Below are 17,923 nucleotides of genomic sequence, written 5' to 3'. Positions count from 1 at the left end.
CCATCGGAGCCACGGTTTCGTATTGTGGGGCTACCTGCTGCCCGCCAACAACCGCATTTGCGGTTGTGCGCGCCGCTGGCTCATCATTTCTTAATGCCTCCCGCTTCCAATTCCGCTTCTAAAGCGCGTGCCAAGGCCGCGCCTGCTCCTTCCCCCGCCACTTCTTCCTCTGCCCCGCAGCTCGGCATGGGCGCGGTGCCCCACGCCACGGGCACCACGTTCCGGGTGTGGGCACCCCACGCCGATGCCGTGAGCCTGGTGGGCACGTTCAACGACTGGAACGCCACCCAGCACCCGCTGCAACACGAAGCCGATGGCTACTGGGCCCTGGACGTGCCCGGCGTGCAGCCCGGCGCCGAATACAAGTACCACATTACCAACGGAAAACAGGGGTTTGACCGCAACGACCCCTACGCCCGCCAGGTAACCAACTCGGCCGGCTCTTCCGTGGTGCACGACCCGCACTTTGACTGGGGCGACGACCATTTCCAGATGCCCGCCTGGAACGAGCTAGTGATATACGAGCTGCACGTGGGCACTTTCAACGCGCCCGATGCCAACGCAGTGGGCACTTTTATGAGCGTGGCCGAGAAGCTGCCTTACCTGCGCGACCTCGGCATCAACTGCATTGAGCTGCTGCCGGCTACCGAGTTTCCGGGCAGCCGCTCCTGGGGCTACAACCCCTCGAACCCGTTTGCGCTGGAGAGTGACTACGGCGGGCCCGTGGCCTTCAAGGAAATGGTGAAGCAGGCCCACCAGCACGGCATTGCCGTGGTGCTGGACGTGGTGTACAACCACTTCGGCCCCGGCGACCTCGACCTCTGGCAGTTCGACGGCTGGCAGGAGAACGACGGCGGCGGCATCTATTTTTACAACGACTGGCGGGCCGAAACGCCCTGGGGCGACAACCGCCCCGATTTCGGCCGGCCCGAGGTGCGCCAGTACCTCCGCGACAATGCCCTGATGTGGCTGCAGGACTACCGCGTCGACGGCCTGCGGGCCGATGCCATTGCCTTCATCCGCAACGTGCACGGCGAGGAAGACCCCGGCGCCGACCTGCCCGAAGGCTGGAGCCTGATGCGCTGGATAAACGAGGAAATCGACCAGACCATGCCCTGGAAAATCACCATTGCCGAAGACATGCGCGGCAACGCCGGCATCACGGCCAGCGTGGCCGACGGCGGCCAGGGCTTCGACTCGCAGTGGGATAGCTCGTTTGTATACCCCGTGGTGGAGGCCCTCACGGCCCCGCACGACGCCGACCGCAACATGGCGGCCGTGGCGGGCGCCATCTCGGAGTCATACAACGACGACGCGTTCCGGCGCGTCATTTACACCGAAAGCCACGACGAAGTGGCCAACGGCAAAAGTCGCGTGGCCGAAGAAATCATGCCCGGCGACGCCGACGGCTATTTTTCCAAGAAGCGCACCGTGCTTGGGGCGGCCCTGGTGCTCACGGCGCCGGGCATCCCGATGCTGTTCCAAGGCCAGGAGTTCCTGGCCCTCGGCGAGTTCAACGACGCAGAGCCGCTGGTGTGGGCCGATGTGGAAACGCGCGCCGGCCTGGTGCACCTCTACCGCGACCTCATTAGCCTGCGCCGCAACTTCCACGGCCATACGCGGGGCCTGAGCGGGCAGCACACCCACGTCTTCCACGTGAACGACGAGGCCAAGCTGGTGGCCTTCGCCCGCCGGGCCGACGGTGAGAACGCCAGCCCCGGCGATACCACCGTGGTGCTGGCCAACTTCGCCAACCAAGCCCACGAGGCCTACGCCGTTGGCCTGCCCGGCCCCGGCCACTGGCGCGTGCGCTTCAACAGCGACTGGCGGGGCTACGACGGCGATTTTGGCGATTTTGAAAGCATTGGCGTGGATGCCACGGCGGGCGACCGCGACGGCTACGCCTGGCACGGCAGCATTGGGCTGGCTCCGTATGCGGTGCTAATATTGTCGCAGGACAGCTAGTAGCAGGCCGGCTTTCCGCCTCTCTGCTGCTGTTTATTACTTGAAAGGAGCTTGTTCGGGTGATTATTTCCCGGGCAGGCTTCTACTTTTAAGCATAACCTGCACCAACCCCCATTCCCCGTGTATCCAACAGCTTCCGCGATAAACCGGCCCAATTCCGAATTCCAAAATGCGCTTTTCATTGTAGCGGGTATTTTTTCGGCGGCGTTCGGCCTCAAGTCCTTTTTGCTGTCGAGCCACTTCATCGACGGCGGCGTGACGGGGGTTTCCATGCTGCTGGCCTCGGCGTTTAAGCTGCCGCTCTCGGTGCTGCTGCTGGTCATCAACTTGCCCTTTGTGGCCTTGGGCTACAACCAGCTGGGCCGCCGCTTTGCCGTGCGCAGCGTGCTGGCCATAGCCGGGCTGGCGCTGGTGCTGGCCGTGGTGCCCTTCCCCGACGTCACCCCCGACCTGCTCCTGACCGCTGTGTTCGGCGGGGTTTTTATTGGGGCGGGCATCGGGCTGGCCATGCGCGGCGGTGCCGTGCTCGACGGCACCGAAATTGCGGCGCTGCTCGTGAGCCGCCACCTGGTCCTGCTCAAAGTCAGCGACCTAATTCTGGTATTCAACCTGTTGATTTTCAGCGTTGCCGTGGTGGTTCTGGGCACCGAGGAGGCTTTATACTCCATGCTCACCTACTTTGCGGCTGCCCGGGTACTGGAGTTCGTGCTCAACGGCATTGAGCAGTACACCGGCGTCACCATCGTTTCAACCCAAAGCGACGCCATTCGCAAGGTCATCACCGAGAAGCTGGGCCGCGGCGTTACCATCTACATGGGCAGGTCGGGCTACGGCAAGCAAGGCGAGCCGCGCCTGGACCGCGACATTGTGTTCACGGTGGTCACGCGCCTGGAGCTACCCGGCCTGCGCACGGTAGTGCAGCAAATTGACCCCAAGGCCTTCATCGTGCAATACCGCATCGACGATGCCCAGGGCGGCATTGTTAAGAAGCGCGCGCTGCACTAGTTCCAGGCTCTTGCCTTTCACTGACTGCACAACGGCAGCAAGCAACTGGATTCTATTATCCTGCCTCCCCTTCTGCCGTTTCCACAGACCATTCCGTTTCTGTTAACCCGGCCTGCTCTAGGGCAAAGCGGCAGAACCGGCGGTGACCATCAGCGCTGTTGTGGCCCTCGTAGTACCAAGAAGCATTCACCTTAGCGGCACTGCGCAGTAGCTCCGGCTGTTGGTTCAAGTATGTAGGACGATTCCGAACCAAGTTAGAAAACAGCGTTGGCTGCATAGTAGCCAACGCTTGCAAAGTCACTACTACAACTTCAATCCACGTCCGAACGGGTAACCGCTGGCCTTGCAACAGTACGGCTTTAGGCCGCACGCTCTGCGCCCGGCTGGGCATGACGCCGCCACCCTCAACCGTCAATTCAGGAGCCAACGAGGGCCACCGGAGTAGGATACGCTCGGCCAATTGCGCGCCCCGGCGCCGTATTACCGCGGCATCCCAGATTACTTCGGTAGATAGTTCGGTGTTGAGGGACAGATTACTTTTAGCAAATTCTACGCGCTTAACGGCAAATGGCGCATTGGATAGTTCGCTGTTGTAACCGGTCAGCGTCAAATTACCCAGCGTATGAAGTAGGGTCTGATGGTCCCGTACACTTTCTGCCCCTAAGTCAGAATGCCAAACGGGCGTCAGTGCTTGAGGCATGATGTGTTCAATGGTCAATCCATCTGGAGTAACTGTTTCGTTGGGATTGAGGTCCGTTTCGAGGGTTTCGAGCACCAATTTGGTGCGCACATTGCGTTCCCCTGCGTGGTGGTACAGCGGTTTGTTGAGCAAAGCGTCCCATACCTCTTTGTCTGATGGATAGTTTTGAGTGGCCAGATAGCGCCGCACATCATCTAGTAATTCGGTCGGCTGCCCGTCTAGAGCATTGGTTCGAGCTGCTAGAGTCTGCATGCTTTTATTAGAGCCTCCTGTGCCCCTTTGGGCCATGAATCCGCGCAAAGAATAGTTTTCGAGCACTACCAACAGGTCCAGCAACACAGATTCGGGGGCTTGGTCATGCCGTACCTTATCGTAAATGCGCAAAATCATTGGGTACGCAACTGTAAGACCGGTGCGGTGCAACCGCCGCAGCGCAGCCCGAACTGCCGGACGCAAGGTTTCGAGCGCCGGGTCTAGCAGACGAGCATAAGTAGGGGCGTATCGATTTAACTCTTGGAGAATTTCCGGCACTGGCCGGCGCTCAGTGGCTTTTTTAAAGGAGAAATAGACATCGGATTTGGGCACATTGCCTCCATGCCGCATCAAGTAGTGCCACACGAACTGCGTTAGCCGTTCGCCCAACTGCTCCTGCATGGGTTGCCAGTATTGGTCATTTAGCTGCTCTTGCTCATCGGGCTGAATTCGCATAAACAGATAGTTACGAATCAAATCGGCGGCTGTCAGGCGCAGGCCTTTGGCGTTCAGGCTCTCAAAAACAACGTACGGGTCGTCGTTATCATCGAGCGTAATGCTCACCAGCGACAGCCGGTCCAGCACGAGCCGGGCCAACTCATCGGCTCGCGCTACCTGTCCGGCTATCCACTCGCTTATCCTGGCTTGAAAAAACGCATAGGCATCCGCCACGCGCCCCTGATTCACGACTACGCCAGGGGCCGCATCGGTGAGATGACGCAAGCCGGCGCGGTCCGTCTGGTTAGGCAGCAGCTTGTGCCGCTCCGAAAGCACGGCGTATTTATTTAGCAGGTGGTTATCGGTTAGGCGGTCGGCTAAGTGGCCATGGCCGAGTTGGCGGGCCACGTCGCGCAACGCGACCAGCATGATGAAAAGCGTGGTCATGCGCTGTTGCCCATCAATAATGGCGTACTTATTTACACCGGTTGGCGTGGCTGCTGTTGGGTACATCACCACCGCCCCAATGTAATGTTGGCGGTTATCATCCAGTTCAGGCAGTAAGCGCACGTCTTGCCACAGCGTTTTCCACTCCTTTAATCCCCAGGCGTAAGACCGTTGAAAAAGAGGCACTAAGTACTGCCGGTCGTTGCTAAATAATCCTTTAGGAGTGGCGTAATCGGCTCTCATCGGGTAGATTTTAATACAGGAAAAGTGGGGCCGCAAACATACGGCACCAGGTTTGCCGCTCAGGTACCTGCTCGCAACCCCTGAAATAAATGCAATGAGAAACTATCCGACATAGGGCCTGTCATGCCTGGCATTTAGGCTACACCGTTGCGGCATCGTAGCGCTCGGTTTCCAGGGTGGGCCAGGCGCCTTCAAACATAAATTCGGCCAGAGGCTTGCGCACACGGGGAGCGGTTTCCTTTTCCTGCAGGGGCGCCGGGAGGCTCTCCAGGTTGCCGGGGTAACCCAGAGTGAACACGGCCACGGGTTCGTAGCCGGCCGGAATGTTGAAGCTGGCGCGAATTTTATCGACCGAAAAGCCTGCCATCTGGTGCACTTGCAGGCTCAGCTCGGTGGCCTGAATGGCCAGCGTGGCCGTGGCCTGGCCCACGTCGTGCCTGGCCCATGCATTGGGGTTTTCGTCGTGCGAGAAAGTGAGCTTGGCAATGCTCACGGCCAGCACGGGCGCGCTTTTGGCCCACACTTGATTGAATTCGCCCATGCTTCCCAGTATGTCGTCGTAGGCTTCGGGGCTGCTGGCCCGGCTGCCCACGAGGTAGCGCCAGGGCTGCTCGCCAAAGCACGAAGCGGCCGAAGAAGCCGCCGTGAACACCTGCTGAAGCACAGCGGCGGGCACCGGCTGCGGGGTATAGGCGCGCGGGCTGCGGCGCTGCATCAGCAGGGGCAGGATGGGGTATTCGAGGTGGAGAACGTTGGTGGAATCAGCCATTGGGGGTAGGGAAATAGCAAGTTGAGCCGCCAATAACGGCGGCTTTGCAGCTAAGTTCTGCGTAGGACTACTGTGGATTCCACGACTAAAAAACCGGCTTTTAGGTGGCATCCCAACCCCAATCCGCTTACCTTTCGCCGCGTTCCTCCTTTGCCACTTTCGCCCCCGTTCCTATGCAAATCCCGCCTGCTGCCCCCAATGCCCTCTTTTCCGACGCTTTTCTGGTTGAAGTAGCGTGGGAAGTCTGCAACCAGGTGGGCGGCATTTACACGGTCATTCGCAGCAAGGTGCCGGCCACCGTGCCCGAATGGGGCGACCGGTACTGCCTGCTGGGGCCCTACTTCGCCAACCAGGCCCAGGGCGAATTTGAGTCTATGGAAGAGTTGGAGCTGCACACCGCCTCCGACCCGTTTGCCGCTGCCGTGCGCACCATGCGCGCCGCAGGCTACGACGTATGCTACGGCACCTGGCTGGTAACGGGCAGTCCCCGCGTGGTGCTCATCAACCCGTTTCAGGCCTACGACCAGCTGGGCGAGCTAAAGTCGAACCTGTGGCAGCGCCACGGCATTCCCGCCCCCAACACCGACGACCTGCTGCACCAGGTCATTGCCTTTGGGCACCTGAGCACCATTTTCTTCCAGCACCTGGCGGCCCAGATGCCGCCCACCAAGCGCCTGGTGGGCCATTTCCACGAGTGGATGACGGGCGTGACCATTCCGGAGCTGCGCCGGCTGCAAGTGCCCGTGCACCTGCTCTTTACCACTCACGCCACTCTGCTGGGCCGCTACCTGGCCATGAACGACCCCAACTTCTACGACCACCTGATGTGGGTGAACTGGGAATCCGAGGCCAAGAAATTCAACATCGAGCCGGCCGTGCGTATGGAGCGCGCCGCCGCCCACGGCAGCCACGTGTTCACCACGGTGAGCGAGCTCACGGTGCGCGAGTGCATCTACTTACTGGATAGGATTCCGGACGCGGTGCTGCCCAACGGCCTCAACATCGAGCGCTTTGTGGCCCTGCACGAGTTCCAGAACCTGCACCAGCAGTACAAGGCCCAAATTCACGAGTTCGTGATGGCTCACTTCTTCCAGTCGTATTCTTTTGACCTGGACAAGACGCTGTACCTCTTTACCTCGGGCCGCTACGAGTACCACAACAAAGGCTTCGACCTGACCCTGGAGGCCCTGGCCCGCCTCAACCACCGCCTGCAGAAAAGCGGGCTGGAAGGCAACGTGGTGATGTTTTTCATCACCAAGCGCCCCTTCACCAGCATCAACCCGCAGGTGCTGGAGCGCCGGGCCATGCTCGATGAGGTGCAGGAAACCTGCCGCGCCATTGAGCAGCAGGTGGGCGAGCGGCTGTTTTACGCCGCCGCCGCCAGCCAGGACCACAAGCTGCCCGAGCTGGGCGCAATGGTGGACGACTACTGGAAGCTGCGCTACCGCCGCACCCTGCAAAGCTGGAAAACCAACGCCCTGCCCCCGGTCATCACCCACAACCTGGTGAACGACCAGGACGACGACATTCTGGACTTTATGCGCCGGGCCAACTTGCTGAACCACCAGCACGACCGGGTGAAAATGGTGTACCACCCCGATTTTGTGTCGCCCTCCTCTCCCCTGCTGGGCATGGAGTACGGCCAGTTTGTGCGCGGCTGCCATATGGGCGTGTTCCCTTCCTACTACGAGCCCTGGGGCTACACCCCGCTCGAGTGCGTGGCCCGCGGCGTGCCCGCCATCACATCAGACCTTTCCGGCTTTGGCGACTACGTGCTCCAGACCATTCCTGACCCCGAGTCGAAAGGCATTTTTGTGGTGCACCGCCAGGAAAAATCCTTCGACGAATCAGCCGAGGAGCTCACCAACATGCTCTGGGACTTCGTGCAGCTCAACCGCCGCGAACGCATCATGCAGCGCAACGCCGTGGAAAGCTCCGCCGAGCTCTTCGACTGGAAAAACCTGCGCGTGCACTACGACCGGGCGTATGCCTTGGCCCTGGAGCGGCAGTAAGCTGATTTTTACACTTTCTAATGAGCAGGGTTTGAAAACGCCATAATTTGCGTTATCACGCACTACTACACCCGCTTACTAACTATTCATGAAGAAGGCCTTCCCGGCGCTTGTGGCTTTACTGGGGTTTGCGGGGCTGACGGCGGCGGCCCGCGAATTCTGGCTGGAAGCGCCCCGCTTCTTCGTGCAGCCCGGCCAAACGCTGAGCATCCGCCCGCTTATCGGCGAGAATTTTAAAGGCGTGGCCTGGACCAACAGGGCGGAAAAGGTGCTGCGCCTGGTGCGCTTCGGCCCTACCTCCGGCGACAGCACCGCCCTGACGCCCGCGCCCGGATTCGCCCCCACCGATACCTTTCGCACGGCCCTGACCTTCGCGCGGCCCGGCACGCACGTGGTGCTGCTGCGCTCCTCCAACGCTTTCCTGGAGATGCCCGCCGACCAGTTTACCGCCTACCTGCGCCAGGAAGGCCTGGACTACCCCCTGAAAGTGCGGCAGGAGCGCGACGAAATGGCCAAACCCGGCCGCGAAACCTACCGCCGCTGCGCCAAGGCCCTGGTGCAGGTGGGCGCCGCAGCCAGCACGCCAGAGGCGGCCGACACCGCCTGGCGGCAGGTATACGGCCTGCCGCTGGAGCTGGTGCCCGAGCAAAATCCTTACCGCCTACTGGCCGACAAGTCCCTGACCGTGCGCGTATTGCGCAGGGGCTTGCCCGCTTTCGGAGCCGCCGTGCAGATATGGCAGCGCCAGCCCAACGGCTTGCCAACAACTCATTTTACCACGCGCGCCAACCAAAACGGCCGTATCCTGTTACGTCTATCCGGACCAGGCCCCTACCTGCTGGCGGCGGTAGACATGACGGTGGCCCCGCCCAACCTGCGCGAACGGGCCGACTGGCAATCGACGTGGGCGTCGCTCACCTTTGCCGGACCGGGGGCGGGGTCCCGGTCCTCCACAAAACATTAGCCAAGTTCGCCCCGGATTTTGGGTTTTTTCTTTACCTTCGCCGTTCTCTTACCCTCCTTGCCTACGCTGTATGAAGTACACGATTGATAAAAAAGAAAGCTACACCATCATTACCATTGAGGAAAAGAAGCTCGACACCACTGTTGCGCCCGACCTCAAATCGGAGTTTGTGAAGCTTAACGCCGAAGGCATTAATAACCTCATTCTCGACCTGACGAACGTTAAATACACGGATTCGTCGGGCCTTAGCTCCATTCTTATTGCCAACCGCCTGTGTAATTCAACGGGTGGCCTGCTGGTGCTCACCGGCCTGCAAGACCACGTTCTCAAGCTCATCACCATCAGCAAGCTGGAGTCGGTGCTGCACATTCTGCCCACGGTAGAAGAAGGCATCGACCGGGTATTTCTGCACGCCATTGAGCGCGACCTGACGGATAAGGAATAGATTTTTTAAGTTGTCAGTAGCTGCCTTGACGCGGCAGGTGGTTGTCGGTTGTCAGTTTGTTGAAGCTGGCAATTGGCAACCACCTTTTGTTTCTGCACCACCCGACCCAGGCCTGACAACCGACAACTGCCAACCGACAACTATTTCGCTTTGACTTTTGAGCTGAAGATTCTGGGCTCGGCCTCGGCCACACCGGTGAGTGGGCGCCATCCCACGGCGCAGGTGCTCACGGTGGGCACCGCCACGTATCTGATTGATTGCGGCGAAGGCACCCAGTGGCAGATGCTGGAGTACCGCGTGCGGCCGCACCACCTGCGGGCCATTTTCATTTCGCACCTGCACGGCGACCATTACTTTGGCCTGTTTGGCCTGCTGGGCACCATGCACCTGCAGGGCCGCACCCAGCCGCTCCACATCATTGGCCCGCCCGGCCTCGACGAGGTGCTCACCACCCAGGCCCGGGTCTCGAATATGCAATTGGGTTTCGAGATGGAGTTTACGCTGGTGAATACCCAAACCCACGCCGTGGTGTACGAGGACGCCCAAATCACGGTGGAGTCGCTGCCCATGCGGCACCGCGTGCCTTGTGCCGGCTACCTCTTTCAGGAAAAACCACGCCGTGCCAACCTGCTCAAGGAAAAGCTCCCCAGCGGCCTGCGCCCCGAGCAACTGGCCCGGCTGGCCCAGGGCGAAGACCTGCCCGCCGACGAGCACCAGCCCGGCCTGCGCCACGCCGACGTGGCTGGCCCCGCTCCTACCCCGCGCCGCTACGCTTTTTTCTCCGACACGCTTTACACGCCGGCCCTGGCCGCCCTCATTCGCGGGGCCGACCTGCTCTACCACGAAGCCACTTTCCTGGAAGACATGAAGGAGCGCGCCGCCCAAACCCACCACAGCACCGCCCGTCAGGCCGCGCAGCTAGCCGCCGAGGCCGGCGTGCAGCGCCTGCTGCTGGGCCACTTCTCCAGCCGCCACAAGGCCTTGGAGCCACTGCTGCACGAGGCCCAAACGGTGTTTCCTACCGCCGAGCTAGCCATCGAAGGACTGGTGGTGAACCTGTAGGAACGCGCCAGGGCTCGCTCCTTCAGCAATTGCCCTCACTTTCTTTAACGACCAGCTGCGCTGCGGCGCATACCCCCGGTATGACTTCATACGCCCTCAAAAAGCAGCAGCTTTACCTTGTACTGAGCGGTATTTTCCTGGTCAATGCGCTGTTGGCTGAAATTATTGGCGTCAAGATATTCTCGGCTGACCGGCTGATGGGCTTGCCCGGCAACCTGACCGCGGGCGTGCTCATCTGGCCGGTGGTGTTTGTGACCACCGACATCATCAACGAGTATTTTGGCAAGGCGGGCGTGCTGCGCATCAGCTACCTGACGGTGGTGCTCATTCTGTTCGCGTTTGGGGTTATTTACCTCACCACCAAGCTGCCGCCGGCCGAATTCTGGCTGGATGTGAACAAGACTGACGACCAGGGGCAGCCGTTCAACATTGACTTTGCTTACCAGAGCATTTTCAGGCAGGGCCTGGGCATCATCATCGGCTCCATTGTGGCGTTTGGCGTGGGGCAGGTGCTAGATGCCACCATTTTCGCGGCCATTCGCAAGGCCACGGGCGGGCGCTACGTCTGGCTGCGGGCCACCGGCTCTACCCTGATATCGCAGCTGGTCGACTCGTTCGTGGTGCTTTACGTGGCCTTCTATGTTTTTGGCAATTGGACAATGGACCAGGTGCTTAGCGTGGCCAACACCAACTATTGGTACAAATTTGCGGCGGCCATACTGCTCACTCCGGTGCTCTACCTGGCGCACTACCTCATTGATATGTACCTGGGAAAAGAGGAAACGAGCGAGCTGCTGCAGGAAGCGGCAGCGGATATAAGCGTTTAAATTTGCAGTGGCGGCGGCTGAATCCTCTGGTTTTCACTCTTTGCTTCTTTTTCCTGTTCACGAAAAAGCTAACGGCTAACCGCTGTTGGCTAACAGCTTTATAAAATGTCCCGCATCCTCACCGGTATCCAAAGCACTGGCCGCCCCCACCTGGGCAACCTGCTCGGCGCCATTCTTCCGGCCATCGAGCTGTCGAAAAATCCGGCCAACGACTCGCTGTATTTCATCGCCGACATGCACTCGCTCACCACGGTGCGCGAACCCGAAGTGCTGCGCGCCAACACCTACGCCGTAGCGGCCGCGTGGCTGGCCTGTGGCTTCGACACCGAGAAGAACCTGTTTTACCGGCAGTCCGACGTGCCGCAGGTAACGGAGCTGACGTGGTACCTGAGCTGCTTCACGCCCTACCCGATGCTGGCCAACGCCCACTCGTTCAAGGACAAGTCCGACAAGTTATCGGACGTGAACGCCGGCCTCTTCACGTACCCGGTGCTCATGGCGGCCGACATCCTGCTGTACGACGCCGAAATAGTGCCCGTGGGCAAAGACCAGATTCAGCACCTGGAAATAGCCCGCGACATTGCCGCTACCTTCAACGCCCGCTACGGCGACACGCTGGTGCTGCCCCAGGCCCGCGTCGATGCCCAGCTCATGACCATTCCCGGCCTCGACGGGCAGAAGATGAGCAAGAGCTACGGCAACACCATCGACGTGTTTGCCCCCGAAAAAGAGCTGCTGAAAACCATCAAGAGCATTGTATCGGACAGCACACCGCTGGAAGACCCCAAGAATCCCGAAACCGATACCACGTTCAAGCTGTATTCGCTGCTGGCCACGGCCGCCGAAACGGCCACCATGCGCGCCAACTACGAGGCTGGCGGCTACGGCTACGGCCACGCTAAAAAGGAGCTGTATGAGTTGATTTTGCGCCGTTTTGCCACGGAGCGCGAGCGGTTCGACTTCTACATGAACAACCTGCCCGAGCTTGATGCGGCGCTGGCCATCGGGGCCCGGCGGGCGCAGGAATACGGCGCCGGTGTGCTGGCCAAAGTGCGGCAAAAGGTGGGCTACGGAAGATAATTTCCGCGCAGAGTTCACAGAGTTAGAGGAGTTTTATCTACCGTTAAACTCCTCTAACTCTGTGAACTCTGTGCAAAAAACCGCTAAAACGCCTGCGCCTGCTGCGCTTGCTGGGCTGAAAAGCTGAAGCCAACCTTACTCCCGCGGCTCACCTGCTGGTTCTCCAGTTTCTGCTTGACGCTGATTTTCTGGATTTCGGGCAGCGGCGGGGCAATGAGGTCGTTATTGACGGCGGCAATCATGGCGCTTTCCACAAAAAGCTTCATCGCGTCGGGGCGTACCTTGTTGTCGCTCATGTCGTTATCGGGCAGCTCCAGCTGCTGCACGCCTTCGAGGTAGTAGTGGTTTTCGATGTTGACGAGCAGGCGTCCCACGAGGTAGCCGGGGTCGTTCAGACGCTGGTATTTGATGCTGTCGGCCATGAAGTTGTAGGCCATGATGTGGCCAAAGAAGCGGCGACGGAAATCGGCTTCCACGTATTTGCTGTCCATGGGGCCGTAGTCGTCGGGGAAAGTGACGATGTTGGAGTGCATGACGAAAATCAGCAAATCGCCCGAGAACCGGATGTGAAACTCCATGTCGTTGATGGACCGGTACTCAATCACCACCGTCGAATCGAAGGGCGTAAGCCGGCGCGTGAGCTCCAGCACCAGCTCCTGCGACACCAGCCTCAGGCAATCGAATGCCGCTTGGGTGTTGCGGTAAATGGCCTGCTTGGCGGTTGACTTCTGATTGAGGCCTTCAAAAATTTGATTAAGCCGGTCGGTGGGCGCTTCTATGGGCGAGCCGGCGGCAGCTTTGGGCTGGTTGTTGGTTGCGGTGGCCCCGGAATGAGTGGCTTCTGGTATTGCAGCCGGTTTTTTGGGCGTGGCGGCCGCCGTTTTGCGGGGCTTGGCCGGGCGAGCCGGCTTTTTGCGGGGCGGCACGGCAGGTGGCAGCTCCTTGGGCAGCGCCGGCGAATCGGGGGCATAAAGCGCGGGGACCGCAGTTTTTTTGGTGGTTGATTTAGCCATGCGAGAAGTTTAATAATGCCCGAAAGCAGTGGGGCAGGAAAGATAGTACCGCCCGTGCAAGCCCACGGCCGCCACAGCAGCAGCGCAATCAGCTCAGGGGTGGTACGTAGGGAAGCCCGGCAGTAGTTACGCTTTCCCCATCTGGCGAGGCCAAAAACCCAGGCTGGCCGGCCGAACCCAGCACCGGCGGGGCGCTCAGGTGGGGCGCGGTGGCCCAGTCGCTGCTGCCAAAAGCCACCGTGACGCAGCCCGGCGCCAAGCCCGCCCGCCCCCGGCAGCAGCATGGCCTGGGCCGAGGGCTGCTCCAGTGCCTCTCCCACCGTGCGCACGGCCCCGGCGGGCACGGCGCGGCGCTCCAGCTCGGCCAGCAGCTCATCGCCGTTCACGGCGGCAATGCGGGCGGCTAGCAAGGCCTCCAGCGCCGCGCGGTGCGTGACGCGGGCAGCATTGGTGCCGAAGCGGGCGTCGGCGCCCATTCGGGCTGTTCCAGGGCCGTGCAAAGGTGGCGGAACTGGCTGTCGGAACCCACGGCCAGCACCAGCTGGCGGCCGTTGGCGGCGCGGTACACGGTACCGTAGGGCACTATGCTGGGGTGGCCGGAACCCAGCGGCTGCGGGTCGTGGCCGGTGACGAGAAAGCTGGATGCCTGATTGGCCAGGGCCGCCAGGGCACTGTGCAGCAGGCTCACCTGAACCAGGGTGCCGCGCCCCGTTTTTTCCCGCTGCAGCAGCGCCACAAGCAGCCCTTCTTTCAGCTGGTGGGCGGCCAGCAGGTCTACCATGGCCACGGGCATTTTCTGGGGTGGCTGGTTTGGGCCGGGCGCGTTGAGGTGCATGAAGCCCGCTTCGGCTTGCAGCACGGCATCGTAGCCGGCGCGCGCATTGGCGGGGCCGTAGCCGGTGATGTGGCCGTAGATAAGGCGGGGGTTAACGTTTGATAAAGTGGCGTAATCGGCCTGGAGCTTTTCGGCATCGCCGGGCTTGTAGCTGGCCAGGATGATGTCGGCAGTAGCGGCGAGGCGGTGCAGGCTGGTTTGGCCGTCGGCGGTGGCCAGGTCTAGAATGACCGACTGCTTGCCCCAGTTGGAAGCCGCAAAGTAGGCCGACACGGAAGCCACCTCGCCAGCGGGGCCGACGGTTTCGGCCGAGGTCTTCCAGGTGCGGGTCACGTCGCCGACCGGGCTTTCAATTTTCAGGACTTCGGCGCCCAGCTCGGCAAAAAATTGCCCCACCTGCGGCCCGGCCAGCACCGAGGCCAGCTCGATGATGCGGAGACCAGCGAAGGGAAGTTGTTGATTCATGGGGTTGCAAAATACGCCGGGGGAAATACCTTCCCGGCGCCCGGTGCGCTACTGGGCCAGATAGCCAAAGTCCCGCAACTGCTCACGCACGTTGCCTTCCAGCTTCACCAAGCGGCCCTGGTGCAGCAAATAAATCACGTCGCAGATGGGCAGCACCTCGGCGTGGCGGTGGTCGGTAAGCAGGAGGCCCTTGCGCTGCTTGAGTCGCTGCATCTCCTCGGCCAGGGTTTCCACGTGCACGGGCATCACGCCGGAAAAAGGCTCGTCGAACAGCGAGAAGGCGGTATCGGCGTGGAGCAGCAGAAGGGTTTGCAGCAGTCGCGCCGACCCACCGGACAGTTCGCCAATGCGGCAATCGAACTGAGGCCGAAGCTCCGGAAAGCGGGCGGTGGCTGCGTTCAGGTCGACGCGCAGCATACGGGCGGCTTGGTGCAGGGGCAGCGAAGGCGGCAATAGCGGCCCCTGCGGCAGGTAATTCAGCAGTCCCGGCCGGCGGAACGCGGGCACCACCCGCTGGCCGTTCACCCGCACCGACGCATCGGCCACGGCGCGGGCCCCAAAAATGGTTTGCAGCAGCACCGATTTGCCGCTGCCGTTGCGGCCCAGCAGGCCCACAATCTGGCCGGTCTGCACCCGCAGGTAAATATTGGCCAGCACCTGCCGCCCCGCAAACGCGACCTGAATGCCGTCGGCTTCCAATACCTGCGGGCCCGCCGGGCGCCCGGCCGCCGTCCTCCTCACGCCACGCCGGCCCGCATGGCCACTACGCCCCCCAGAAACACCAGGCCATCCAGCGCCACCACGCCGCTCCACAAGCGGCGACGCGACACGCCCAGGTTGAAATAAAACCAGTACTGGCCGGGCCGCAGCTGCTCCCACAAGTACCACACCACCGGCGCCGTGGCCAGCTTGGTGAGCAGCAGCCCCGGCAACAGGCCCCTGCCCCAGCCTTCTTGCAGGGCCGGCAATAGCACCGCCGCCAGTATCAGGCCCGAAATGCCCAGCATAAACGGGGCAACGCCGCGGTAGAACAGGCCCACGGCCCGCAACTGAGTAATCAGAAAAGCCATCAGCAACGCTTGGTTCGGCTTCCCAACGCGGCGAGCCGCCAATTATTCTACCCGCCCGGCCCGCGCAAATACCGGGAACGTGACCAGGCGCGCCTGCGGGCCCCACAGCCGTGTCAGCTCCTCGGCGACCAGGGCCACCAGGTCGGCGCCGGCGTGCTGCCGGGCGTAGTTGGCCGCCGCCGACCAGGTTCGCAAATAGTTAAGCAAGTCATCAACTAACCAATGCTTTACTACCGCAAAATGGGCCTGCTGCACGTCGGCAAATGGGAAGGGCAGGTCGGCGTACTCGTTTGCGATGTGTTGGCGGTTGGTGTCCCAATACGGGGCCGAGGTCACGTCGTGAAAGGAATCGAGCGTCTGGGTCAACTCGGGCGTATCGAGGCGGCAGAGCTGGTAGCCCCACTCGGCCAGCACGGCCCCGGACCGGGCCACGCGGCGCACTTCGGCGTGGTAGGCGGCGGTGTCGAACCAATGCACGGCCTGGGCTACGGTGATGAGGTCGAAGCGCTGGTTGGGGAAGGGCGTGTGCTCGGCGGTGGCGGTTTGGTAGTGGATGTTGGAGCGCGGGGCGGCCTGGGCCAGCTGGTTGGCGCTAAGGTCGGTGGCATCAACTCTTACAAATGAATCAGCCAGCACGGCCGCTACCTGGCCATTGCCGGTGGCGCAGTCCCAGGCGCGCTCGCGGGCCCCCACCTGGGGCAGCAGCCAGTGGTAGAGCGCCGGCGGGTAATCGATGCGGTAGCGGGCATAGTCGGCGGCCTGAGCAGAAAAACGGTCGAGGGCAGGCATGGTGGTGGGAATTTAGTGGGGCCCAAAGAACGTCATGCCGAACGCAGCCGAGGCATCTCGCGTGCCACCACTAATTCCTACCCTGACGGTTGAGTTACCACCACAGGCGCGATGCCTCGGCTGCGCTCGGCATGACGTTGCAGATGGCCGATGAGCCCAAACGACCCCAACCGTTGCCCGTCGTATCTTTACCCCAAATCAAGCGGTTTGCTGGCCAAAGCATCAAGGTCAGCCATTTACCATTCTCAATAAGCTGAACCTTGACGTTTCACGAATTTAAGCTCCATGACGACCTGCTGGCTGGCATCGACGCCATGAACTACCAGCAGGCCACGCCTGTGCAGGAGCAGGCCATTCCCAAAATCCTCGACGGCAAAGACCTCATTGCCTGCGCCCAGACCGGCACCGGCAAAACTGCTGCCTACCTGCTGCCGTTGCTCGATAAGATTTCGCACGACAAGCACGGCCACACCACCACCCTCATTCTGGTGCCCACCCGCGAGCTGGCCACCCAGATTGACGAGCAGGTGATGGGCTTCGGCTACTACGTGGAAGCCAGCAGCATCGCCATTTACGGCGGCGGCAAATCCGAGAACTGGGAGCAGCAGAAACGCGCCCTCACCTCCGGCGCCGACATCATCATCGCCACGCCCGGCCGCCTCATTGCACACCTGCAGATGGGCTACGTGAAGTTCGACCAGATTAAGTACCTGGTGCTGGACGAGGCCGACAAGATGATGGACATGGGCTTTTCGGACGATATCTTCAACATCGTGCGCCAGCTGCCCACCAACCGGCAGACGCTGCTGTTCTCGGCCACCATGCCGACGAAAATCCGCGACTTCTCGCAGCAGATTCTTAAGAACCCCGAGGAAATCCGCCTCGCCGTGTCGAAGCCCGCCGCCGGCATCGACCAGCAGATGTACATGGCCTTCGACCGCCAGAAAATCTACATCCTCGAGCACATCATCAAAACCCAGGAGGTGCAGAGCATGGTGCTTTTCACCAGCCAGAAAGCAGCCGTGGGCGGCATCGTGAAAGCGGTGAACAAACTCGGCATCGAAGCCCGCGGCATCAGCTCCGACCGCACCCAGGAGGAACGCGAGGAAATCATGCGGGCCTTCAAAAACAAGCAGTTCCCCATCCTGGTAGCTACCGACGTGCTCAGCCGTGGCATCGACATCGACTCGCTGAGCCACGTGGTGAACTACGACATTCCGCGCGCCGCTGAGGACTACGTGCACCGCATCGGCCGCACGGCCCGTGCCGCCACCAAAGGCACGGCCATCACCTTCATTTCGGACCAGGACCAGGACCGGGTGGTGAAGATTGAGAAGCTTATCGAGCGCGACCTCGAAAAGCGCAACATCACCGAGGAGCTGGGCCTGGGCCCAGCTCCGGAATTCGACCCCAAGCGCTTTGCCGGCCTGGGGGGTAAAATCGGTGGCCGCCCCGAACGCGGTGGCCGCAGCGGTGGCAGTGGCGGCGGTGGAAGCCGCGACCGTGGCCCCCGGCCCGAGGGAAGCGACCGAGGCCCGCGCC

15 protein-coding genes and 1 pseudogene are annotated in these 17,923 nt (G+C 61.4%); 9 read left to right on the top strand and 7 right to left on the bottom strand.

Annotation, left to right across the window (positions count from 1 at the left end; translation table 11 throughout):
* Positions 1–93: 93 nt before the first annotated feature.
* Both BEN48_RS09740 and BEN48_RS09735 read left to right on the top strand, forming a co-directional pair.
* Positions 94–1,965 (top strand): alpha-amylase family glycosyl hydrolase, encoded by a 1,872-nt coding sequence (locus tag BEN48_RS09740; protein ID WP_241502231.1) that lies wholly within the window; start codon positions 94–96, stop codon positions 1,963–1,965.
* Between the two features lie 120 nt (positions 1,966–2,085).
* The gene (locus BEN48_RS09735; protein ID WP_241502230.1) at positions 2,086–2,970 is read left to right on the top strand and encodes a YitT family protein; all 885 of its coding nucleotides are present in this window, start codon (positions 2,086–2,088) and stop codon (positions 2,968–2,970) included.
* 55 nt (positions 2,971–3,025) lie between these two features.
* Here the strand turns inward: BEN48_RS09735 and BEN48_RS09730 are convergent, their stop codons facing one another.
* Positions 3,026–5,050 carry a DUF262 domain-containing protein gene (locus tag BEN48_RS09730; RefSeq protein WP_070734456.1) on the bottom strand — a complete coding sequence of 675 codons (2,025 nt, stop codon included), beginning with the start codon at positions 5,048–5,050 and terminating at the stop codon, positions 3,026–3,028.
* Between the two features lie 139 nt (positions 5,051–5,189).
* A complete protein-coding gene (locus tag BEN48_RS09725) occupies positions 5,190–5,819 on the bottom strand; it encodes a nitroreductase family protein (RefSeq protein WP_070734455.1) in 630 nt (209 codons plus the stop codon).
* Between the two features lie 173 nt (positions 5,820–5,992).
* Between BEN48_RS09725 and BEN48_RS09720 the strand changes: the two genes are divergently transcribed.
* From BEN48_RS09720 to trpS, 6 genes are all read left to right on the top strand, one after another.
* Positions 5,993–7,831 carry a glycosyltransferase gene (locus BEN48_RS09720; protein WP_070734453.1) on the top strand — a complete coding sequence of 613 codons (1,839 nt, stop codon included), beginning with the start codon at positions 5,993–5,995 and terminating at the stop codon, positions 7,829–7,831.
* An 88-nt stretch (positions 7,832–7,919) separates the two neighbouring features.
* Entirely contained in the window at positions 7,920–8,795 is an 876-nt protein-coding gene (locus BEN48_RS09715; RefSeq protein ID WP_070734452.1) for a DUF4198 domain-containing protein, read from the top strand.
* A gap of 70 nt (positions 8,796–8,865) precedes the next feature.
* Positions 8,866–9,240: an STAS domain-containing protein gene (locus BEN48_RS09710; protein WP_046246220.1), complete on the top strand. Its 375-nt coding sequence runs from the start codon at positions 8,866–8,868 to the stop codon at positions 9,238–9,240.
* 150 nt (positions 9,241–9,390) lie between these two features.
* Positions 9,391–10,302 carry a ribonuclease Z gene (locus BEN48_RS09705; RefSeq protein ID WP_070734450.1) on the top strand — a complete coding sequence of 304 codons (912 nt, stop codon included), beginning with the start codon at positions 9,391–9,393 and terminating at the stop codon, positions 10,300–10,302.
* An 80-nt stretch (positions 10,303–10,382) separates the two neighbouring features.
* Positions 10,383–11,129 carry a queuosine precursor transporter gene (locus tag BEN48_RS09700; protein WP_070734448.1) on the top strand — a complete coding sequence of 249 codons (747 nt, stop codon included), beginning with the start codon at positions 10,383–10,385 and terminating at the stop codon, positions 11,127–11,129.
* A gap of 105 nt (positions 11,130–11,234) precedes the next feature.
* Entirely contained in the window at positions 11,235–12,209 is a 975-nt protein-coding gene (trpS, locus tag BEN48_RS09695; protein ID WP_070734447.1) for a tryptophan--tRNA ligase, read from the top strand.
* An 83-nt stretch (positions 12,210–12,292) separates the two neighbouring features.
* On the opposite strand, the gene BEN48_RS09690 is transcribed toward trpS, so the two are convergent.
* The 5 genes and pseudogenes from BEN48_RS09690 to BEN48_RS09665 all read right to left on the bottom strand — a co-directional run bounded on the left by BEN48_RS09690 (position 12,293) and on the right by BEN48_RS09665 (position 16,381).
* Positions 12,293–13,222, bottom strand: a complete 930-nt coding sequence (locus tag BEN48_RS09690; protein WP_241502229.1) for a hypothetical protein — start codon at positions 13,220–13,222, stop codon at positions 12,293–12,295.
* Positions 13,223–13,566: 344 nt separating this feature from the next.
* Positions 13,567–14,522, bottom strand: a pseudogene (locus tag BEN48_RS19415) (CaiB/BaiF CoA transferase family protein); the annotation flags it as partial.
* A 48-nt stretch (positions 14,523–14,570) separates the two neighbouring features.
* Entirely contained in the window at positions 14,571–15,263 is a 693-nt protein-coding gene (locus tag BEN48_RS19125) for an ATP-binding cassette domain-containing protein (RefSeq protein WP_070734442.1), read from the bottom strand.
* Positions 15,260–15,592, bottom strand: a complete 333-nt coding sequence (locus tag BEN48_RS19120) for a hypothetical protein (RefSeq protein WP_158010143.1) — start codon at positions 15,590–15,592, stop codon at positions 15,260–15,262. Before BEN48_RS19120 ends, BEN48_RS19125 begins: the two co-directional genes overlap by 4 nt.
* A gap of 42 nt (positions 15,593–15,634) precedes the next feature.
* Entirely contained in the window at positions 15,635–16,381 is a 747-nt protein-coding gene (locus BEN48_RS09665; protein WP_070734439.1) for a class I SAM-dependent methyltransferase, read from the bottom strand.
* Positions 16,382–16,695: 314 nt separating this feature from the next.
* On the opposite strand from BEN48_RS09665, the gene BEN48_RS09660 reads away from it, so the two are divergent.
* Positions 16,696–17,923, top strand: a 1,228-nt coding sequence (locus BEN48_RS09660) for a DEAD/DEAH box helicase (RefSeq protein WP_070734477.1), incomplete at its 3' end; no start/stop codon positions are given.

Source organism: Hymenobacter glacialis (assembly GCF_001816165.1).
Lineage (GTDB): Bacteria > Bacteroidota > Bacteroidia > Cytophagales > Hymenobacteraceae > Hymenobacter > Hymenobacter glacialis.
The sequence above is the reverse complement of the archived record's forward strand: the minus strand, read 5'-3'. Positions and strand labels throughout refer to the sequence as shown.